The 20,278-nt window shown below is 72.1% G+C and carries 22 protein-coding genes; 10 read left to right on the top strand and 12 right to left on the bottom strand.

Annotated elements, in window-relative coordinates; translation table 11 throughout:
* Window positions 1–16: 16 nt before the first annotated feature.
* From IE290_RS31835 to IE290_RS31810, 6 genes are read right to left on the bottom strand one after another with little or no spacing between them, the layout of a single operon-like run.
* Complete coding sequence (locus IE290_RS31835) at window positions 17–991, bottom strand: ABC transporter substrate-binding protein (RefSeq protein WP_191248423.1); 975 nt, start codon at window positions 989–991, stop codon at window positions 17–19.
* Window positions 992–1,023: 32 nt separating this feature from the next.
* Entirely contained in the window at window positions 1,024–2,058 is a 1,035-nt protein-coding gene (locus IE290_RS31830; RefSeq protein ID WP_191248422.1) for an ABC transporter permease, read from the bottom strand.
* Entirely contained in the window at window positions 2,055–2,822 is a 768-nt protein-coding gene (locus tag IE290_RS31825) for an ATP-binding cassette domain-containing protein (RefSeq protein ID WP_191248421.1), read from the bottom strand. Before IE290_RS31825 ends, IE290_RS31830 begins: the two co-directional genes overlap by 4 nt.
* Window positions 2,822–3,847, bottom strand: coding sequence for a class I mannose-6-phosphate isomerase (locus IE290_RS31820; RefSeq protein WP_191248420.1), 1,026 nt, complete (start codon window positions 3,845–3,847; stop codon window positions 2,822–2,824). The genes IE290_RS31825 and IE290_RS31820 overlap by 1 nt, the downstream gene beginning before the upstream one ends.
* On the bottom strand, window positions 3,844–4,827 hold the full coding sequence (locus tag IE290_RS31815) for a LacI family DNA-binding transcriptional regulator (RefSeq protein WP_191248419.1): 984 nt from the start codon (window positions 4,825–4,827) through the stop codon (window positions 3,844–3,846). Before IE290_RS31815 ends, IE290_RS31820 begins: the two co-directional genes overlap by 4 nt.
* The gene (locus IE290_RS31810; RefSeq protein WP_191248418.1) at window positions 4,796–5,179 is read right to left on the bottom strand and encodes a hypothetical protein; all 384 of its coding nucleotides are present in this window, start codon (window positions 5,177–5,179) and stop codon (window positions 4,796–4,798) included. Before IE290_RS31810 ends, IE290_RS31815 begins: the two co-directional genes overlap by 32 nt.
* Before the next feature lie 82 nt (window positions 5,180–5,261).
* Between IE290_RS31810 and IE290_RS31805 the strand changes: the two genes are divergently transcribed.
* From IE290_RS31805 to IE290_RS31795, 3 genes are all read left to right on the top strand, one after another.
* Window positions 5,262–5,924, top strand: a complete 663-nt coding sequence (locus IE290_RS31805) for a response regulator transcription factor (protein ID WP_191248417.1) — start codon at window positions 5,262–5,264, stop codon at window positions 5,922–5,924.
* Window positions 5,915–7,051, top strand: a complete 1,137-nt coding sequence (locus tag IE290_RS31800; protein WP_229874838.1) for a sensor histidine kinase — start codon at window positions 5,915–5,917, stop codon at window positions 7,049–7,051. Before IE290_RS31805 ends, IE290_RS31800 begins: the two co-directional genes overlap by 10 nt.
* Window positions 7,052–7,182: 131 nt before the next feature.
* Complete coding sequence (locus tag IE290_RS31795) at window positions 7,183–7,545, top strand: DUF3817 domain-containing protein (RefSeq protein WP_094006171.1); 363 nt, start codon at window positions 7,183–7,185, stop codon at window positions 7,543–7,545.
* Between the two features lie 52 nt (window positions 7,546–7,597).
* Here the strand turns inward: IE290_RS31795 and IE290_RS31790 are convergent, their stop codons facing one another.
* Window positions 7,598–8,458, bottom strand: coding sequence for a LysR family transcriptional regulator (locus tag IE290_RS31790; RefSeq protein ID WP_191248416.1), 861 nt, complete (start codon window positions 8,456–8,458; stop codon window positions 7,598–7,600).
* Between the two features lie 85 nt (window positions 8,459–8,543).
* On the opposite strand from IE290_RS31790, the gene IE290_RS31785 reads away from it, so the two are divergent.
* Window positions 8,544–9,269, top strand: coding sequence for an SDR family oxidoreductase (locus tag IE290_RS31785; protein ID WP_191248415.1), 726 nt, complete (start codon window positions 8,544–8,546; stop codon window positions 9,267–9,269).
* A gap of 60 nt (window positions 9,270–9,329) precedes the next feature.
* On the opposite strand, the gene trxA is transcribed toward IE290_RS31785, so the two are convergent.
* Together trxA and IE290_RS31775 are read right to left on the bottom strand one after the other, a co-directional pair.
* Complete coding sequence (gene trxA / locus IE290_RS31780; RefSeq protein ID WP_191248414.1) at window positions 9,330–10,283, bottom strand: thioredoxin; 954 nt, start codon at window positions 10,281–10,283, stop codon at window positions 9,330–9,332.
* Between the two features lie 31 nt (window positions 10,284–10,314).
* Window positions 10,315–10,614, bottom strand: coding sequence for a thiamine-binding protein (locus IE290_RS31775; protein WP_020420187.1), 300 nt, complete (start codon window positions 10,612–10,614; stop codon window positions 10,315–10,317).
* Window positions 10,615–10,691: 77 nt separating this feature from the next.
* On the opposite strand from IE290_RS31775, the gene IE290_RS31770 reads away from it, so the two are divergent.
* Window positions 10,692–11,192, top strand: coding sequence for a MarR family winged helix-turn-helix transcriptional regulator (locus tag IE290_RS31770; RefSeq protein ID WP_191248413.1), 501 nt, complete (start codon window positions 10,692–10,694; stop codon window positions 11,190–11,192).
* 22 nt (window positions 11,193–11,214) lie between these two features.
* Here the strand turns inward: IE290_RS31770 and IE290_RS31765 are convergent, their stop codons facing one another.
* Complete coding sequence (locus IE290_RS31765; protein ID WP_191248412.1) at window positions 11,215–12,651, bottom strand: neutral zinc metallopeptidase; 1,437 nt, start codon at window positions 12,649–12,651, stop codon at window positions 11,215–11,217.
* 38 nt (window positions 12,652–12,689) lie between these two features.
* Between IE290_RS31765 and glgP the strand changes: the two genes are divergently transcribed.
* Window positions 12,690–15,230: an alpha-glucan family phosphorylase gene (gene glgP, locus IE290_RS31760; RefSeq protein ID WP_191248411.1), complete on the top strand. Its 2,541-nt coding sequence runs from the start codon at window positions 12,690–12,692 to the stop codon at window positions 15,228–15,230.
* 95 nt (window positions 15,231–15,325) lie between these two features.
* On the opposite strand, the gene IE290_RS31755 is transcribed toward glgP, so the two are convergent.
* Window positions 15,326–15,718: a rhodanese-like domain-containing protein gene (locus IE290_RS31755; RefSeq protein WP_373300585.1), complete on the bottom strand. Its 393-nt coding sequence runs from the start codon at window positions 15,716–15,718 to the stop codon at window positions 15,326–15,328.
* Window positions 15,718–16,254: a cysteine dioxygenase gene (locus IE290_RS31750; RefSeq protein WP_191248410.1), complete on the bottom strand. Its 537-nt coding sequence runs from the start codon at window positions 16,252–16,254 to the stop codon at window positions 15,718–15,720. Before IE290_RS31750 ends, IE290_RS31755 begins: the two co-directional genes overlap by 1 nt.
* Before the next feature lie 300 nt (window positions 16,255–16,554).
* Here IE290_RS31750 and IE290_RS31745 point away from each other — a divergent pair, with 300 nt between their 5' ends.
* Genes IE290_RS31745 through IE290_RS31730 form a run of 4 tightly spaced genes read left to right on the top strand, consistent with a single transcriptional unit; the run spans window position 16,555 to window position 20,252 of the window.
* Window positions 16,555–17,319, top strand: coding sequence for an ABC transporter ATP-binding protein (locus tag IE290_RS31745; protein ID WP_191248536.1), 765 nt, complete (start codon window positions 16,555–16,557; stop codon window positions 17,317–17,319).
* Between the two features lie 52 nt (window positions 17,320–17,371).
* Window positions 17,372–18,151 (top strand): enoyl-CoA hydratase/isomerase family protein, encoded by a 780-nt coding sequence (locus IE290_RS31740; RefSeq protein ID WP_191248409.1) that lies wholly within the window; start codon window positions 17,372–17,374, stop codon window positions 18,149–18,151.
* Between the two features lies 1 nt (window position 18,152).
* A complete protein-coding gene (locus IE290_RS31735) occupies window positions 18,153–19,106 on the top strand; it encodes a class I SAM-dependent methyltransferase (RefSeq protein ID WP_191248408.1) in 954 nt (317 codons plus the stop codon).
* Window positions 19,107–20,252: a THUMP-like domain-containing protein gene (locus tag IE290_RS31730; RefSeq protein WP_191248407.1), complete on the top strand. Its 1,146-nt coding sequence runs from the start codon at window positions 19,107–19,109 to the stop codon at window positions 20,250–20,252. It begins immediately after the preceding gene.
* The last annotated feature ends 26 nt before the right edge of the window (window positions 20,253–20,278 follow it).

The raw sequence follows: 20,278 nt of genomic DNA, 5'->3' as shown, positions 1-20,278 counted from the left end.
CACCTCCCCGGCCCCCTCAGCAGGACTGCTTGTAGAAGTACTGGCTGTTGGCGTCCATGTTCGCCTTCGTGATGGAGTGCAGCGGCGCGGTCAGGTTGCGCTCCACCGGCTTGCCCTCCAGCGCGGCGACCGCCTGCTGCACGCCCCGCTGCCCGATCATCGCCGGGTCCTGCGCGATCAGCGCCTGGTACTCGCCGTTGCGCAGACCCTCCACTTCGGACGGACTGGCGTCGAACCCGACCAGCTGCACCTGGCCCACCTTGCCGGCGTTGCGCAGACCCGTCGCCGTGCCCTCACCGGTGTTGAGGTTGGTCGCGAAGATCCCCACCAGGTCCGGTGTGGACGCCAGCGCCGCGGTCACCTTCGACGCGGCCTGCTCCGGCTCGTTCTGCGTGAACTGGATGCCCACCGACTTCAGGTTCGGGTACTTCTTGAGCTGCTCCTCGAACCCGGCCGCGCGCGCGTTCGTCGTCGAGGTGCCCGCGATCGTGTCCAGCACCAGCACCGAGCCGGACTTCCCGGCGGTCAGCTGCGCCAGCGTGTCCGCGGCGAGCTGCCCGCCCTGCGTGTTGTCCGACGAGATCGACGACCGCGCCACACTGGTGTCCTTCAGCGAGGTGTCCACCTCGATGATCTTGACCCCGCGCGAGGCGACCTGCTGGATCGGCGCGAGCATCGCCGTGTCGTCGGTCGGCGCGATGAGCAGCGCGGCCGGCGGGTTCGACCCCAGCGCGTTGACCTTCTCCGTCTGCAGCGCGGCGTCGAACTTCTGCGGCGCCGAGGTGTCCAGCGTGTAGCCCAGCTTCTGCGCCTCGGCCTGCGCGCCGCACTGCATCGAAATGTAGAACGGCTCCGCCTGCACCCCCGGGATGAGCGTCAGCCGCTTGTTGTTCTCCACCGGCGCGCCGCCGGAGCCGCCGACCTGACCCGATCCGCAAGCAGCCAGCAGCACCGCGGTCGCCGCCAGTCCGGCGATCTGCACCAACTTCATCCGATCCCTCTCCCTACCTCGTTGTACGGATCTCAGCGGGAACTGCGTGCCCGACGGCGCCGCTGGTCGAACCACACCGCGGCCACCAGCACCGCGCCGACCGCGATCATCTGCCAGAAGTCCTGCACGTGCGTGATGTTGAAGCCCTTCTTCAGCACGGCCGGGATGAACACCCCGATCACCGTGCCCAGCACCGATCCGACCCCACCGAACAGGCTCGTCCCGCCCATCACGGTCGCCGCGATCGCGTTGAGGTTGTCGTTGGTGTGCGCGGTGATCGTGGTCGAGGCGTAGTAGGCCAGCGACAGGAAACCCGCCACCCCGGCCAGGAACCCGGTCAGCAGGTACACCTTGAGCAGGTGCGCGGTCACCCCGATCCCGGCCCGGCGCGCGGCCTCGGCGTTCGACCCGACGGCGTAGGTGTAGCGGCCGAAGCGGGTCGTGTGCAGCAGCCACGCGCCGATCAGGGTGATCACCGCGGCCACCAGCACCAGGTTCGGGACGCCGCCGAACGACGTGCCGTAGCCGAGCGTGCGGTTCAGCGTGGTCGGCACGCTGCGCACGTCGGAGCCGCCGTTGAGCAGGTACGCCGCCCCGAGCGCGGCGCCCATCGAGCCGAGCGTCACGATCAGCGGCGGGATCTTCGCCACCGCGATGAGGAACCCGTTGATCAGACCCCACGCCGTACCGGCCAGCACCGCGGCGATCAGCCCGACGGTGATCACGCCCCAGCCGGCGGCGCTCGCGTTGCCGCCGGACAGGGCCTCCATCGTCTTGCCGCACACCATGCCGGAGAAGATCAGCACCGAGCCGACGGACAGGTCGATGCCGGAGGTGATGATCGCGAACGTCATCCCGACCGACAGCACCAGCAGCACCGACGTCTCGATCAGCAGCGTCTGGAATGTGAACACGGTGGCGAACTCGTTCGGCGCGAGCACGGTGAACACCGCGATCAGCGCGAGCAGCGCCAGGGCGATCCAGAACGTGTTGGCGCCGATCAGCCGCTGCCCCAGGGACCGCTTGCCGATCCCGCCGCTCACCTCGGTCTGGACCGCCGTGCTCACGCCGCCTCCTCGTGGGTCAGTGCGCCGGTCATCGCCGCCACCAGGTCCTCGAGCTTGGTCTCGGCCGCCACGAACCGGGCCACCCGGGTGCCCAGCCGCAGCACCTCCACCCGGTCGGCCACCGACAGCACCTCGGGCATGTTGTGGCTGATCAGCACCACCGCGATGCCCTCGTCGCGGACCCGGCGGATCACGTCCAGCACCCGTTCCCGCTGCACCACGCCGAGCGCGGCGGTCGGCTCGTCCATGAACACGACCTTCGACGCCCACACCACCGACCGCGCCACCGCGACGCTCTGCCGCTGCCCGCCGGACAGCGAGCCGATCGGCACGTCGGTGCTCTGCAGCGTCACCCCGAGCCGCTGGAACTCCTCGATCGCGCGCCGCCGCATCTCGGCCTTGTCGAGCATGCCGAGCCTGCCGAGGACGCCCTTCCGGCGGATCTCCCGGCCGAGGAACAGGTTCGCCGCCGGATCGAGTTCCGGGGCGACGGCGAGGTCCTGGTACACCGTCTCGATGCCCAGGCGCCGCGCGGTCACCGGCGAGTCGAGCGACACCGTCCTGCCGTCCAGCCGGATCTCGCCGCTGGTCGGTTGTTCCGCGCCGGACAGGCACTTGACGAGGGTGGACTTCCCCGCGCCGTTGTCGCCGATCAGTGCGGTCACCTCACCCGCGCGGGCCTGGAAGGAGGCGCCGCGCAGGGCCTCCACCGAACCGTAGTGCTTGACCAGGTTCCGCGCGTCGAGCAGGACGGTGTCGGTCATCAGTGCGCTCCGGGAGCCGGGGGACGGCAGCGGATGACGGTCACCTCGCCGGCCAGTTCGAGCTGCCCGGCGGCGTGCGGCACGACCAGCGTCTCGCCCTTCGCCACGGCGATCTCGCCGCCGTGCTCGGTGCGCAGCGTGCCCTCGCCGTCGAGCGCCACCAGCACGGCGAAGGACGGGTCGAGCGCGAGCGCGGGGGACGGGCGCAGCTGGTCGGCGCGGAAGAACCCGGCCGACCCGGCGGCCAGCAGGTCCACAGTGGACCCTTCCTCCTCAGCCGTGTGCTTGACGATGCTCGCCAGCCGGTCGTCGTCCCAGCCGGAGGTGTCCAGGGCCCGCAGCGCGGTGTCGAACCCGAGTCCGAGGTGCCCCTGGTCCGGGTCGTCCAGGAAGTTCCGCCACTCGATGGTGAGCGAGAAGTCGGTCGGCTGCTGGAGTTCGACCACGAACACGCCCGCGCCGATCGCGTGCGGCAGACCGGCCGGGATGTAGACCGTGTCGCCGGGGCGGACCGCGACGCTGTTCAGCGCGCCGAGCATCGCGTCGGTGTCTTGCTCGCGCACCCATTGGTTCACCGTGGCTGGGCTGACCGTCTCCCGGAACCCGGGGTAGACGCGCGGGTCGTCGCCGCTGGTGCCGACCACGATCCAGGCCTCGGTCTTGCCGAAGTGCGAGTCGAAGTGCTCGCGCGCGAAGGCGTCGGTGGGGTGGAAGTGCACCGGCAGCCGCTGGCCGGCGTCGAGCAGCTTGACCAGCAGCGCGGTGGAGTCGTGGAAGGCGGCCACGTGCTCGGCGCCGAGCCAGGACTCCGGGTCGTCGCGGACCGCGTCGCGCAGCCAGCGGCCGTCCGGCAGCCGGGTCAGCCCGGCCTCCTCCTGGCCGAAGCGGGTCGTGGTCGAGGCGACCCAGTCCTCCGGGCCGAACGCGGAGTCCTGTTCGGACACTCCGCGCAGCGCGGCGATGGCCGCGCCGCCGCGGTAGAACTGGGCCGGCTGGTTGGCCGGGAGCTTGATCGGGGCGGTCACGGGGCCACCTCACCGGAGCCGCGGGGAACGAGGTGCACGGGCAGGACAACCTTTCTCGGTGCGGAGGCATCGCCGTTGATGCGGGCGAACAACAGCTCGGCCGCCGCCGACCCGAGACGGCTCACGTCGTGCGCGACGACGGTCACCGGCGGGTCGAGCAGGTCGGCGAGTTCGAAGTCGTCGAAACCGACGACGGCCGGGCGCGGCGTGACGTGGGCCAGCGCCCGCAGCAGGTGGACGGTGACGCGGTTGTTGCCGGCGATGATCGCGGTGGCCGGGTCGGGGTCGGCGAGCAGGCGCGCGACCGCGTCGGCGACGCTCTGCCTGGTCGGCGGGCGCAGGATGGCCAGCCGCTCGTCGAAGCGCAGCCCGGCGCGGACGCACCCCTCGCGGTAGCCGCGCAGGCGCTCGGCGGCGGTGTAGATGTCCGGCCGGTCCCCGACGAAGGCGATCCGCCGGTGCCCGTGCCGGGCCAGGTGGGCGACCGCCTCGACGGTGCCGCCCCGGTTGTCGACCAGGACGGTGTCGGCCGCGATGTCCCCGGCCGGGCGGTCCACGAACACCACCGGGGTGCCGGCGCGCATCTCCGGCAGCAGGTAGCCGTGCTGGGTGCCGGCCGGGACGATGAGCAGGCCGTCGACGCGACGGGAGCAGAACTCCAGAGCCAGCTCGCGTTCCCGGTCGGAGTCCTCCTCCGACGAGCCGGACAGCACGTGCCGGCCGAACGCGGTGGCGACCTTCTCGGCCGCGCGGGTGAGCTCGGAGTAGAACGGGTTGCCGACGTCCTCCACGACCAGGCCGATCGTGCCGGTGGTCGAGCCGCGGCGCAGGTTGCGGGCGCCGAGGTTGCGCCGGAAGCCCAGCTCGTCGATGGCCGCCAGGACCCGCTCGGCGGTCTCCGGGTGCACCGCGGGCTCGTCGTTGACGACCCGCGAGACCGTCTTGATGCTAACGCCGGCCAGGCGGGCGACATCGTTCATCGTGGCGCGCCGCGACGCCTTGCCCGGACCCGACGACAACGTTGTCATAGCGGGTGGATTTCACACCACCGGGCGGCGGTGTGTCAACCATCGCCGACTGCCCGGGCCCTGGCGCGCCCTCGACGGGACCGGCGCTCGCCGACCCGCGCACGTCGTGACCGACGGCACGGCCCATCGAGACCCGGTCGGCGACGACGGGGTAGACCGGCCTGCCGTTGATCTCGCCGGGGTTGGCGTAGTCCACCGCGATGCCCGCGCGCTCGGCGATCTCGACCGTGGTGTCCAGGCCGTGGGCGATGCCGCCGGTGTCCAGCGTGACGATCTTGGGCCCGTAGTCGTTCAGGCTGCCCATCGACACCTACCGAGCGGCACCGATGGTCATCCGATACCCGGTCCATACGCGATCCATATCCGCGCGCCGCCAAGATGGCCGGGTGCGGGTTCTGGTGGTCGAGGACGAGGCGGCCCTGGTCAAGTACCTCGTCGCCGGCCTGCGCCGGCACGGCTTCGCGGTGGACGTCGCCGCCGACGGCGCCGCCGCGCTGGAGAAGTGCGCGGTCACGCCCTACGACGTGGTCGTGCTGGACCGCGACCTGCCGGTGGTGCACGGCGACACGGTGTGCCGCCGCCTGGCCGAGGACGGCACGGCCCGGATCCTGATGCTCACCGCCTCCGGGTCGGTCGCCGACCGGGTCGAGGGGCTCGGCCTCGGCGCCGACGACTACCTGGGCAAGCCGTTCGCGTTCTCCGAGCTGGTCGCCCGCGTCCAGGCACTGGCCCGGCGCACCGCCCCGGCCCGCCCGCCGGTGCTGCGGGCCGCCGACGTCGTCCTCGACCCCGCGCGCCGCACCGCGGAACGCGGCGGCCTGCTGTTGCAGCTCACGCCCAAGGAGTTCGGCGTGCTCGAACAGCTCTTGGCCGCGCGCGGGGACGTGGTGAGCGCGGAGACGTTGCTGGACAAGGTGTGGGACGAGCACGCCGACCCGTTCACCAACGCCGTGCGCATCACCGTGGGCACGTTGCGCCGCAAGCTCGGCGAACCGCCGGTCGTGGAGACCGTCACCGGCGCCGGCTACCGGATCAGCCGGTGCACCTGAGCGCGCGCGGCCGCCTCACGCTGCTCTACACCGGGCTGGTCCTGGTCGCGGGTGTCGTGCTGACGGCGCTGACCTACCTGCTGCTGCGGTCGAAGCTGGAGCGGCGGATCTCGCTGCTCATCATCCGCACGCCCGCAGATCCCGCGCCCGCCCCGCCCGAACTGGCCGGAACCGCCGACCAGGTGCGCGACGCCGCGCTTTCGGAGTTCCTCGGCCAGGCCGCGATCGCGCTCGCCGTGGTCGCCGTGCTGGCCGCGGTCCTGGGCTGGCTGGTGGCCGGCCGGGTGCTGCGCCCGATCCGGGCGATTTCGGCGACCGCGCGGCGCCTGTCCGCGGAGAACCTCGCCGAGCGCGTCCCGGTCTCCGCGCCCGCGGACGAGCTGGTCACCCTGGCCGCCACGATCAACGGGATGCTCGACCGCATCCAGCAAGGCATCGCCGAGCGCGAGCGGGTGCTGCACAGCCAGCGGATGTTCACCGCGAACGCCGCGCACGAGCTGCGCACCCCGCTGACCACGGTGCGCACCGCAATCGACGTCACACTCGACGGCGACCCCAGCCGGGCCGAGCTGCTGGCGATGACCGGCGACATCGCCACCGCGGTCGAGCACAGCCGGCGCACGCTCGACGGCCTGCTGGTGCTGGCCCGCAGCCAGACCGTGTCCCATCCGCGGGAGCGGGTCGACCTGGCCGCTCTGGCCGCGGCGGCGCTCGACGGTTCGGCCACGCACTCGTTGCAGGTGCGGTCCGAGCTGGCGCCCGCGCTCACCGACGGCGAACCCGTGCTGCTGGAACGAATGGTGGGCAACCTGGTCGACAACGCCGTCCGCTACAACCACCCCGGCGGCCGCATCGAGGTGACGACCGGCAGGGCCGACGGGCAGGTTGTGTTGTGCGTCTCGAACACCGGCAGCGTGGTGCCGGACGACGCCGAGCGGTTGCTGGAACCGTTCGTGCGCGGGGCGGGCGCGCGGCTGCGCACCGAATCCGGCGCCGGGCTCGGGTTGTCGATCGTGCACGCGGTCGCCACCGCCCACGGCGGAGGGGTGAGCGTGGAAGCCCGGCCGTCCGGTGGACTCCACGTGACCGTGTGGCTACCGGAATCCTCTGTGGACAGCGGCTCGTGATGATGATCACGACCCCCGGAGTTCCAGTGAGGACCATCACGCCTCACACTGGGTACCGAAGCGTCCGACAGCGTGGTTGACGTAACCGGAGTCGGACGTTTTCTCATGTGCTTCTCACAAGGAGGAAAGCAGTGACCAGCAAGGCCGCTCTCGTGTTCCGCGTGGCCGCCGTCGCCGAGGCGCTGTCCTGGGCGGGTTTGCTGATCGGGATGTTCCTGAAGTACGTCGTCGACGCCCCGAACGAGGGCGGCGTGCCGGTGCTCGGCATGGTCCACGGCGTCGTCTTCGTCGTGTACCTGATCGTCACGCTGGCCGTGTTCAAGCCGCTGGGCTGGCGCCCGCGCGTGGTGATCACCGCGCTGCTCGCCAGCATCCCGCCGCTGTTCACCTGGTGGTTCGAGACGTGGGCGCTGCGCACGGGCAAGCTGGACGGCCCGGAGCGCCTCACCTACGGCGGCACGGGCCTCATCGTCCGGGACACCGTCTCCGCCTGATCTTCCCGCGAAGCGCCGCAGCCACGCCGGGTGGTTGCGGCGCTTCGTGCTGTCACGGAGCTGCGTAGAGATCGGCCGCCGAGCGGATGAGCGCGGCGACCGCGGGGGAGCGGCTGCTCGCCGGCCAGGCGAGCACGGTCGTGACCTCCGGCGCGTCGACGACGGGCACCGCCACGTGCTCCGGCCACTGCCAGGCCCGGCTGGACGCGGGGATGACGAGCAGCGTCCGCCCCAGCGCCACGAGCTGGGCCAGCTGCGACTGCGTGCGCACCTCCGGGCCAGGGCCGGCCGGGTAGGTGCCGTCGAGTCGGGGCCACCGCGCGATCGGCAGGTCCGGGACGTCGCTGACGTCGGCGAGGGTGAGCTGCGAGCGGGCCGCGAGCGGGTGCGCCGCGGGCAGGATCGCGACCTGCCCTTCGACGACGAGGTCTTCGGTGTCGAAGCCGGTGAGGTCGTCGAACGGGCGGTGCATGATCGCCACGTCGGCCTGCCCGTCGCGCAGCAACCCGGCCTGCTCGCCCACTTCGCACAGGAGGACCTCGACCCGCGGCACGTCCGGTTCGGCCGCGACGGCGTCCAGAAGCCGCTGCAAGAGTTCGTGTGACGCCCCGGCTTTCGTCACGAGCACCAGCGGCCGGTTCGGGTCGGCGGCGCGGCGTGTGCGGTGCGCGGCGGCCGTGACCGCGTCGAGGGCCACCCTGGCTTCGCGGAGAAGCACCCGCCCGGCGTCGGTCAGCGCCACCCCGCGGCGGTCGCGGTCGAGCAGCCGGGCGCCGAGCCGCTGTTCCAGCTGCCGGATGGCGCGGGAGAGCGGCGGCTGCGCGATCCCGAGCCGCTCCGCGGCGCGGCCGAAGTGCAGCTCCTCCGCGACGGTGACGAAGTACCGGAGCTCGCGGGTTTCCAGATCACGCACGGTTTCGAGCCTACGCGCGCTGATACCTGCCGAGTATCACAGGATTGCGAGCTGATCTTGGACAGCGCGTCCCCGCGCGCCGAGCATGGGCCGCGTGAACGACACGAAGATCGCGCTGGTCACCGGCGCGAACAAGGGAATCGGTTACGCGATCGCGCAGGGGCTCGGCGCGATCGGCTACACGGTCGCCGTGGGGGCTCGCGACGACGCCCGCCGCGAGGAGGCTGTCGAACGGCTGCGTGCCGCGGGCGCCGACACGTTCGGGGTGGCCCTCGACGTCACCTCCGACGACAGCGTCGCGGCGGCCGCGGCGGCGATCGAGCGCAGAGCGGGACGGCTCGACGTCCTGGTCAACAACGCGGGCATCGGCGGCCGGACCGACGGCGGCGCGCAGGATCCGACCACACTGGACCTCGACGTCGTCCGGACCGTCCTCGACACCAACGTGTTCGGCGTCGTCCGGGTGACGAACGCGATGCTCCCGCTGCTGCGGCGCGCCGGCTCGCCGCGCATCGTCAACATGTCCAGCAACATGGGCTCGCTGGCACTGCGGACCGGCCCGGTGATGGCCGCGTACGCGCCGTCGAAGTCGATGCTCAACAGCATCACCGTGCAGTACGCCCGCGCGCTCGCCGACACGAACGTCATCGTCAACGCCGCGTGCCCCGGTTACGTCGCGACCGACTTCACCGGCTTCACCGCGCCCCGGACTCCCGAACAGGGCGCGGCCATCGCTATCCGGCTCGCCACCCTGCCCGACGACGGGCCGCGCGGTGGCTTCTTCGACGACGAGGGCGTCATCCCCTGGTGAGGCGCACTCCCCGCGCCGCACTCCACGGCGCGGGGAACGCTGCCTCAGAACAGCGCTGATTCAGAACAGGGCCGACGCCAGGTTCCGGCGCGCCGCCGCCACTCGGTCGTCCGCGGGGTCGAACAGTTCGAACAGGCTCACCAGGTGCTCGCGCACGCGGTTGCGCTCCGGGCCAGCCGTGCGGCGCACCGCCTCGATGAGCCGCGCGAAACCGTCCTCGACCTTGCCCGTCGCCACCTCGTAGTCGGCCGCCGCGAACTGGGCCTCCAGGTCGTCGGGGGCGGCGTCGGCGCGGGCGACGGCCGTCGGGTCGGCCTCGGCGGCGCGGGCGGCGAACCGCACCTGCGCCAGACCGGCCTTCGCCAGCTCGTTGGCCGGCTCGACGTCCAGGATCCGCTGGTAGGCGGCCTCGGCGGCGGCGAAGTCACCGCGCTCGAACGCGGCCTCGGCTTCGGTGAAACGCGGGTCCTCGGGCTCCTCGGCGCCACCGGCACCCGACGGCGGGATGCCCGGCAGCTTGCCCTTCAGCGCCTCCAGCAGCTGGTCCAGCCACTGCCGGATCTCGTTCTCCGGCAGCGCGCCGGAGAACGCGTTGACCGGCTGCCCGCCGGCGATCGCCACCACCGTCGGGATCGACTGGACCCCGAACACCTGCGCGATCCGCGGGTTGGCGTCCACGTCGACCTTCGCCAGCACCCAGGCCCCGCCGGACTGCTCGGCCAGCCGCTCCAGCACCGGGCTCAGCTGCTTGCACGGCCCGCACCACTCGGCCCACAGGTCCACCACGACGAGCTGCTGCAGCGACCGCTCGACGACCTCGGCCTGGAACGTGGCCTCGGTGACGTCGATGACCGCGGCACCGGCGCCGCCACCCCCGGCCGGGGCGCCGCTCGACGGCGGCGGGGCGTTGCGCTGGGCCTCGGCCCTGGCCTTGAGCGCGGACAGATCCACCGCGCCGGACAGCGCGGCGGACATGGCGGCTGACTTCGCTGCTGATGCGCGTGGATTTGTCACGCTTCCATCCTGGCATGTACTGTCCGGCGTTTCACCGGAGGTGCTCTTCCAGCCGCTCCACTTTCGCTTCCAGCTGACCGCTGTCGAAGCCCGGCCGGATGTCGGCCTTGAGCACGAGCGACACCCGGGCCGCGCCCTCGCCGGCCGCCTCCACCGCCCGCTTCACCACGTCCATGACCTCGTCCCAGGACCCCTCGACGTTGGTGAACATCGCGTTGGTCGAGTTCGGCAGGCCCGAATCGCGGACGACCTTCACCGCCCTGGCGACCGCTTCGCTGACCCCGCCGTCCGGGTCACCGCCGGACGGGCTCACGCTGAACGCGACGATCATCGGCTCTCCTCACACTTGCGACACTTTGCGCACTACCCTGCCCCCTCGGTCAAGAACCCGCTGGTAGCTTCCCTGCCATGAACCGCCCGCTGCCTTTCGACCCGATCGCCCGCGCCGCGCAGCTGTGGGAGGACCGGATCGGGCCGTCCGCGACGATGGCGGCGGTCACCGGCGTGATGCGGGTGCAGCAGATCGTCCAGTCGGCCGTCGACGGCGCGCTCAAGCCCCACGGCCTGACCTTCGCCCGCTACGAGGCGCTCGTGCTGCTGTCCTTCGCCCGCCGCGGCGCGCTGCCGATGCGGGTGATGGGCGAGCGGCTGCAGCTGCACCCCACCAGCGTCACCAACATCGTGGACCGGCTGGAGAAGGACGGGCTGGTCAAGCGGGTGCCGCACCCGACCGACCGGCGCACCACGCTGGTGGAGATCACCGACGACGGTCACGCCCGGCTGGAGGAGGCGACGAAGGCGGTCACCGCGATCGACTTCGGGCTCGTCGGCCTCACGCCGAAGCAGACCGAGCAGCTGTCCGACCTGCTCACCAAGGTACGCAAGGCCACCGGCGACTTCATCGGCTGACGGCTCAGCCGTACTGGCTGACTCAGCCGTATTGGGTGCTGCACGGCCCCGAGCCCTGCAGGTAGCCGGTGCGCATGGCCTCGACCCGGTTGAACCCGCTGGCCGCCGGCTTGCCCTCGACGTCGGCCGCGACCAGCGAATCCGGCCGCAGCAGGTCCGAGATCGCCTCGTCCAGGTCGCCCGCCGACAGCCGCATCTGCTGACCCTCCTGCGCGGCCACCGCGGCCCACGCCCCGACCAGGCACGCGGTGCGCAGCCCGGCGTTGGCGTTGTCCAGCGAAGCGCCGACGCCCTTCTGGATGCCCATCGCGTACCGGGACGCGACCTCGGAGAACGCCGCGAAGTCGCCGTGCCCGCCGCTGCTGGACCCGGTGAACTCGCCCTCCTGGTCCACCGGCTGCCCCAGCTCGGCCAGCGCGGGCAGGTCGATCCGCACCGTGTTGTCGCTCGTGCAGTACGTGGCGGGCGGGGTGGACGCGCCGTTGGGGCAGGACGCGCCGCCGTCGACGATCTCCGGCGCCTGCACCTTGGCGCCCGCGAACGCCTGGTCGAGGCTGTCGGCCAGCAGGTCGATCGCGTCCTGGTCGACCTCGATGTCGCCGTCCCGGTCACCGGTGTCGAAGGGCCGCTCGGTCAGCCGCGGCTGGATGTTGTCCAGCGTCATCCCCGCGCACTCCTTGGGCCCCTGCTCGAAGCCGATCTGGAAGGCGTAGGTCCGGTCGAACCCGGTGCCGTGCGCGGACCGGTCGGTCGCCGACGTGCCCGCGCTGTCGCGCACCAGGAACAGCGACGACAGGGCGGAGTTCAGCCCGTCGGAGGTGGACACCGCGAAGTACTTGCTCTTGCCCTCGACGACCCAGCGGTAGTAGCCGCCGGCGAAGCAGTCGGCCTGCTGCTCCTTGACGATCGTGGGGGTGTTGCGGCTGATGCCGGCCTTGTCACCGAGCCGGTACTGCACCGCGTGGCCGAACTCGTGCGCCAGCACGGTGACCACCGACAGCGGCCCGAACTGGTCCATCATCGTGGGCAGCAGCACGCCGCGGTCCCAGGCCACCGAGTCGTCCACGCTGCAGTAGAAGGCGTTCGCGTTGCCCCTGGTGTCGCCGCAGCCGTTCTCCTGGTTCTCGCCCTCGGAGTCGTAGGACAGCAGTGACTTCACCGGCTCGAACGGCATGTCGAAGCTCGCCGGGAGGGTGTCGGCCCAGTAGTCCTCGACGTCGGCGATGGTGGCGACGGCCACCCGGTCCGCCTCGTCGCTGCTGACGTTGGTCACCTCGAGGTCCGGATCGGGCGCGGTCGGCTTGAGCCCGCTCTCGAAGTGGGTGATCGGCAGGCCGGCGACGTCACCCTCGGACACCGAGGCGCTCTTGCCGTCGCTGCAACCGGCCAGCCCCAGCGCCACCACCCCGGTCAGCGCCACCAGCGATCGCCGCACCCCGGCCCCCTCGATGTTCGTCACGCTTGTCGCAGCGCACCTTACCGATATCGTCGATCCTCATGAGAGCAATCCGCCGGTTCACCGTCCGCGCGAGCCTGCCCGAGCCGCTGGCCGGGTTGCGCGCGCTGGCCACCAACCTGCGCTGGACGTGGCACCCGCCGACCCGTGACCTGTTCGCGTCCATGGACGACGACCTGTTCCGGCGCGTGCGGGACCCGCTCCGGATGCTCACCGCGGTGCCGCCCGCGCGGCTGGAGGAGCTGGCCGGGGACGAGGACTTCCTCACCCGCGTCCGCGCGATGAGCGAGGACCTGGAGCGCTACCTCACCGAGGACCGGTGGTACCAGCAGCGGCCGCAGGGGGAGCAGTCGCCGGACGCGATCGCCTACTTCTCGATGGAGTTCGGCGTGCACGAGGCGCTGCCGAACTACTCGGGCGGTCTCGGCGTGCTCGCCGGTGACCACCTCAAGGCCGCCTCCGACCTGGGCGTGCCGCTGATCGGCGTCGGCCCGCTGTACCGGTCGGGGTACTTCCGCCAGTCGCTGTCGCTGGACGGCTGGCAGGTCGAGCACTACCCGGTGATCGAGCCGAGCGCGCTGCCGCTGGAACTGCTCACCGGCGAGGACTCCGAGCCGGCGCTGGTGCACGTCGCGATGCCCGGCGGGCGCGACCTGTACGCGCAGGTGTGGCAGGCGCAGGTCGGGCGCGTGCCGTTGCTGTTGCTGGACACCGACGTCGAGGCCAACGACGAGGACCTGCGCCGCGTCACCGACCGGCTCTACGGCGGCGACGCCGACCACCGCATCCGCCAGGAGATCCTGGCCGGCATCGGCGGCATGCGCGCGGTGCGCCGCTACTGCGAGCTGACGGGCCACCCGCAGCCGGAGGTGTTCCACACCAACGAGGGGCACGCCGGGTTCCTCGGCCTGGAGCGGGCGCGAGAGGTGATCGACGAGCACGGTCTCGCCTTCGACGAGGCGCTGTCCGCGGTGCGCGCTGGCACGGTGTTCACCACGCACACCCCGGTGCCGGCCGGCATCGACCGGTTCCCGGTGGACCTGGTGCAGCACTACTTCGGCGACGGCCGTCTGCTGCCCGGGCTGGAGCTGCAGCGCATTCTGGCGCTCGGAGCCGAGGACAACCCGGGCATGTTCAACATGGCGCACATGGGCTTGCGGCTGGCGCAGCGGTCCAACGGCGTGTCCCAGCTGCACGGGCGCGTGTCGCGGCGCATGTTCGCGCGGCTGTGGCCCGGGTTCGACGACGCCGAGGTGCCGATCTCGTCGGTCACCAACGGCGTGCACGGCCCGACCTGGGTGGCGCGGGAGCTGACCGCTCTGCTCGGCGGCAAGCACAAGGCGTGGGGGCACGACGGCAAGCTGCCCAGCCAGATGGGCGTGTCCGACGAGGAGCTGTGGGCGCTGCGGCGGGACCTGCGGCAGAAGCTGGTGCTCGAGGTGCGGCGGCGGGTGCGCAACGCGTGGCTGCAGCGGGGCGCGTCGGCGCTCGAGCTGGGCTGGGTGAACCAGGTGTTCGACCCGGACGTGCTGACCGTCGGGTTCGCCCGCCGCGTGCCCACCTACAAGCGGCTGACGCTGATGCTGCGCGATCCGGAACGGCTGCGGGCGCTGCTGCTCGACGAGGAGCGGCCGATGCAGATCGTCGTCGCGGGCAAGTCGCACCCGGCCGACGAGGGCGGCAAGGCGCTGATCCAGCAGGTCGTGCGGTTCGTCGACGACCCCGCGGTGCGGCGGCGGATGGTGTTCCTGCCCGACTACGACATGTCGATGGCGCGTTACCTCTACCGCGGTTGTGACGTGTGGCTGAACAACCCGACGCGGCCGCTGGAGGCGTGCGGCACGTCGGGCATGAAGTCGGCGCTCAACGGCGGGCTCAACCTGTCCATCAAGGACGGTTGGTGGGACGAGTGCTACGACGGCAGCAACGGATGGGCCATCCCGACCGCGGACGGGGTGACCGACCCGCTGCGCCGGGACGAGCTGGAGTCGGCCGCCCTGTACGACCTGCTGGGGCAGCAGGTGGCGCCGCTGTTCTACGAGCGGGACGACTCGGGTGTGCCGCGCGGGTGGATGTCGATGGTGTGGCACACGCTCGACGTGCTCGGGCCCCGGGTGCAGGCGTCGCGGATGGTGCGCGAGTACGTGGAGACGGCCTACCACCCGGCGGCGGTCACCAGTGCGTCGGCGGCCGCGGACGGCTACCTGGGCGCCCGGTCGCTGGCCGAGTACCGGCGGCGGGTCGACGCGGTGTGGCGACAGGTGCGGGTGCTGGACACCGAGCTGACCGTGGAGGCGCAGGAACGCCTGGTGGTCGGCGACGAGGTCCGGGTACGGGCGAAGGTGGACCTGGCCGGGCTGGCACCGTCCGAAGTGGAGGTCCAGACGGTGGTCGGCCGGGTGGGTGACACCGACGAGCTGGCGGAGCCCATGACGGTGCCGATGGAGCCGTCCCCGGAGGGCGAGTACACCGCGACGCTGCGCCTGCCCCGGGCGGGCTCGCTCGGGTACACCGTGCGGATCCTCCCGCGGCACGACCTCCTGGCGACCCCGGCCGAACTGGGCAAGGTGGTGCTCGCCTGAGCGCGGAACTCACGCGCGTGGAAGGTTCGCGGTCGCGGTGGTCCACAACGGAGTGACGAGCACGGTCAGCGCCGATCACACGGCCTGAGGTCGGCTCAGGGCACCGCCGGCGTGCCGCCCGGCTGCACCGGCAGCCCCGCGGCGCGCCAGGCCCGGAACCCGCCCACGAGATCCGTCGCGCGGGTCAGCCCGAGCCGGCGCAGGTCGGCGGCCGCCAGGCTGGACGCGTACCCCTCGTTGCAGACCACGACCACCGGCAGGTCCGCGTGCACCCCGGGCAGCCGGTGGTCGCTGGCCGGGGCGAGCCGCCACTCCAGGTGGATCCGCTCCACCGGCACCGCGCCCGGGATCTCGCCCTCGGCCTCGCGGTAGGCGATCGGCCGGATGTCCACGATCAGCGCGCCCTCGGCCTGCAGCCGCCACGCGTCGGCCGGCTCGGCCCGGTCCAGCGCGGACCGGGCCGAGGCCAGCATCTGCTCGATGTCCATCAGGCGACTATGCCGGGCAGCGGCGGGATCTCGGCGGGCACGTCGGCCAGGCTGGCGTATTCGCGGGTCGGCACCAGCGGCGGTGAGTACGCGTGGATGCTCGCCGACGGCGCCGAGCCCGCGCCGGTCACCTGGTGCGCCCGCCCGGCACCGAATCCGATTCCGTCGCCCGCGACGTGCGTGCGCTGCCGGATCGGGCCGCCCGGGTAGCGGTACTCCTCGGACAGCTCGCCGCGCAGCACGGTGAACGAGCCGGCCGCGCCGCCGTGGTCGTGCGGCTTGGTGCCCTGCCCGGGCAGCCAGGTCAGCACCCACAGCTCGATGCCTTCGGTCAGGGCGAGCCGGGCCCACCACCGCTGGTCGGCGTCGAAGTGCAGGAACTCGCCGATCGCCGCGCCCAGTTCGAGCGTGACGGTGCGGGTCAGGCCGGCGAGCTGGGTCGGCGTCCACAGCAGCCGCTCGGGGTGCAGCAGCTCCTCGAGCGCGGTGCCGATCAGCCGGGGGTGGATCTCGGAAGAACGCAGAACGGAGGTCACGAAAACTCCCAGGAGTGGTCGCGGTTACGGGGGCGCGGCAGGACGCGACACGGCTCAGCGACCGTGCCGCGTCGGGCTACACCCGCACGACGCGACCAGCACCAGGTCCACGGCACGGTTGCGCCAGAAGCGGCGCCGCGGGTACCGGGAGGTGCTCACGAAGCGCATCGTGCCACGAGATCCGGCTACCCGCTGTGACGTCTCACTTAGTGGTACGGGGGCGGCGGGACTCCGGTGGCGCCCGGCGGCCACAATGGGCCCGTGAGCGAGCCGAACGACCTTGACGATCTCGTGGTGCGGATGGCCGGGGTGGGGGTCCGCCGCGGGCGCAACGACCTCCTGGCCGGCCTCGACTGGACGGTGGAGCTGGACGAGCGCTGGGTGGTGCTGGGTCCCAACGGCGCCGGCAAGACCACCCTGCTCCGGCTCGCGGCCGCCGAGCTGCACCCCACCACCGGATCGGTCCACCTGCTGGGCGAGCAGATCGGCCGCACCAACATCTTCGACCTGCGCCCGCGCATCGGCTTCACCTCCGCGGCGATCGCCGCGCGCGTGCCCGGGGACGAGAAGGTCGTCGACGTCGTGGTCAGCGCCGGCTACGCGGTGATCGGCCGCTGGCGCGAGCAGTACGACACGATGGACACCGGCCGCGCCGAGGAGCTGCTGGGCGCGCTGGGCATCCGGCACCTGGCCGACCGCGAGTACGGCACCCTGTCCGAGGGCGAGCGCAAGCGCACCCTCATCGCCCGGTCCCTGATGACCGACCCGGAGCTGCTGCTGCTCGACGAGCCCGCCGCGGGCCTCGACCTGGGCGGCCGCGAGGACCTGGTGGCCCGGCTGTCCGAGCTGGCACTCGACCCGGACGCGCCGGCCATGGTGCTCGTCACACACCACGTCGAGGAAATTCCGCCAGGCTTCACCCACGCGCTGCTGCTGCGGGAAGGCCGGGCCGTGGTCGCGGGCCTGATCGATGACGTGCTCACCGCCGAGAACCTGTCCAAGACGTTCGACCAGGACCTGCTCCTCGAACGCTCGGGTGACCGCTTCTTCGCGCGTCGCCGGTAAGGTCACCCCTACTAGCCGGTAGGGGCACCGCAAGATCAAGGAGGATGCCAGCGTGGGCGAGTTCGTACGGCTCGAGGTGGACGGCGGGATCGGCACGATCCGGCTGGAGCGGCCCCCGGTCAACGCGATCAACGGCCAGGTCACGGCCGAGCTGGCGGTGGCCGCGCAGGAGGCGGCCGAGCGGTCCGACGTGCGCGCGGTGATCCTCTACGGCGGCGAGAAGACGTTCTGCGGCGGCGCCGACGTCAAGGAGATGGTCACCCGCTCCTACGTCGAGATGCGGTCCTTCGGGGCCAAGCTGCAGAACACCGTCGCCGCGGTCGCCGCGATCCCGAAGCCGGTCGTGGCCGCGATCACCGGGTACGCCCTGGGCGGCGGGCTCGAGCTGGCGCTGGGCGCGGACTACCGGATCGCCGGGGACAACGTGAAGGTCGGCCAGCCGGAGATCCTGCTCGGCATCATCCCCGGCGCGGGTGGCACTCAGCGGCTGTCCCGGCTGATCGGCCCGAGCAAGGCCAAGGACCTGGTGTTCACCGGCCGCTTCGCCAAGGCCGAGGAGGCCCTGTCGCTGGGCATCGTGGACCAGCTGGTGGCGCCGGACGACGTCTACTCGGCCGCGCAGAAGTGGGCCGGCCAGTTCGTGGGCGGCCCGGCGGTCGCGCTCGCGCAGGCCAAGGCCGCGATCGACGGCGGTCTGGACATGGACCTGGCCAGCGCGCTGAAGCTGGAGACGCAACTGTTCACGGCGCTGTGGGCGACCGAGGACCAGGCCGCGGGTATGACCTCCTTCGTGGAGAACGGCCCCGGCAAGGCCACCTTCGAAGGGAAGTGACGTGACCACGGACCCCGCGCCGAACCCGCACGCGACCGAGGAAGAGGTCCAGGCGGCGTTCTCGGATCCGAAGCTGGCCAACATCCTCTACCACGACTGGGAGGCCGGCACCTACGACGAGAAGTGGTCGATCTCCTACGACGAGCGGTGCATCTCCTACGCCACCGACGTGTTCAACGCCGTCGCCGGTGAGGAGGGCCAGCCCTATCCGACCGCGATGGAGCTGGGCAGCGGCACCGGGTTCTTCCTGCTCAACCTGATGCAGGGCGGCGTGATCAAGAAGGGGTTCGTCACCGACCTCTCGCCGGGCATGGTGCAGGTCGCGCTGCGCAACGCCCGCAACCTGGGCCTGGACGTGGATGGCCGGGTCGCCGACGCCGAGCGCATCCCGTACCCGGACGACAGCTTCGACCTGGTGGTCGGGCACGCGGTGCTGCACCACATCCCGGACGTGCCGGGCGCGCTGCGCGAGGTGCTGCGGGTGCTCAAGCCGGGCGGCCGGTTCGTCTTCGCCGGTGAGCCGACCAAGATCGGCAACTTCTACGCGCGCAAGCTGGGCCAGCTGACCTGGTGGCTGACCACCAACGTCACCAAGGTCCCGGCGCTGAGCGGCTGGCGTCGTCCGCAGGAGGAGCTGGACGAGTCCTCGCGTGCGGCGGCGCTGGAGGCCGTGGTCGACCTGCACACCTTCGACCCGTCGGAGCTGGAGCGCATGGCGCTGGGCGCCGGGGCGGTCGACGTCCGCGCGGTCACCGACGAGTTCAGCGCGGCCCTGGCCGGCTGGCCGATCCGCACGTTCGAGGCGGCGGTGCCGCAGGAGAAGCTGACCGTGCGGTGGCGGATGTTCGCCTACCACCTGTGGCTGCGGCTGTCCGCGCTGGACAAGAAGGTGCTGTCCAAGGTCCTGCCGCGCGAGCTGTTCTACAACGTGATGATCATCGGCACCAAACCGTAAGTGCCCTACGCGTTCACCCTAGACGACGTCGCCTTCCTCCGCTCGGAGGAAGGCGCGCGTGCGTTGGCCGCCTGTGACGCGCTGCCGCTGACCGACCGGGTCGCGGACGTGGCGGCCGTGCGCAAGCTGGTGGGCGAGCGGTTCGCGGCGGTGCTGGAGACCGTGCTGCTGCGGCGCAAGGGCAAGCTCGACCCGTCCTGGCTCTACACCGGTGACGCGCTGCAGCAGGCGAGCGTGCCGGCGGTGGCCCGGCACCGCGCCGAACGGCTGGCCGGGCGCGATGTGCACGACGTGACCTGTTCGATCGGCGCCGACCTGGCCGAGCTGGCCCGCGTCGCGCGCTGTTGCGTCGGCTCCGACCTGGACCCGGTGCGGCTGGCGATGGCGCGGCACAACTGCCCGGGCGTGCCGCTGGTTCGCGCCGACGCCCTGCGGCCGGCGAGCCGGGACGCGGTGGTCGTCGCCGACCCGGCCCGCCGTGATTCCTCCGGCCGCCGGACCTGGCGGCCGTCCGACTTCGCGCCGCCGCTCGACGAGCTGGCGGAGGTCTACGCGGGCCGGGACCTGGCGGTGAAGTGCGCGCCCGGCCTGGACCCGGCGGTGGTGCCGTGGGCGGGCGAGATCGAGCTGGTGTCGCTCGACGGCCAGGTGCGGGAGGCCTGCGTGTGGAGCGCGGGTCTGGCCACCGCCTCGCGACGGGCCACGGTGCTGCGCTCGGACGGTACACAGTGGACGGTCACCGACCGCGGCCCGTCCGACGTCGGAGCGGCCGAGCCCGGTGAGTGGATCATCGACCCGGACGGCGCGGTGGTGCGGGCCGGCCTGGTCAAGCACTACGCGGCCCGGCACGGGTTGTGGCAGCTCGACGAGCGCATCGCCTACCTGACCGGCGACGTGCCGCCGCCGGGCGTGCGGGCGTTCCGCGTCCGCGAGCACGGGCCCTACCAGGAGAAATCCCTGCGGACGCTGCTGCGCGCTCGCGAGGTCGGACGGCTGGAGATCCTGGTCCGCGGCCTGGACGTCGACCCGGACGCGCTGCGCAAGCGGCTCAAGCTCAAGGGCGCCGAGGACGCCACCGTGGTGCTCACCCGCATCGGCCGCACACCGCACTTCTTCCTCTGTCGCGCGGAGCGGATCCCGGAGTAAGTTCTCGTCCCGTTCGTCGTCCACGG

The organism is Amycolatopsis deserti (genome assembly GCF_014653945.1).
GTDB lineage: Bacteria > Actinomycetota > Actinomycetes > Mycobacteriales > Pseudonocardiaceae > Amycolatopsis_E > Amycolatopsis_E deserti.
The sequence above is the reverse complement of the archived record's forward strand: the minus strand, read 5'-3'. Positions and strand labels throughout refer to the sequence as shown.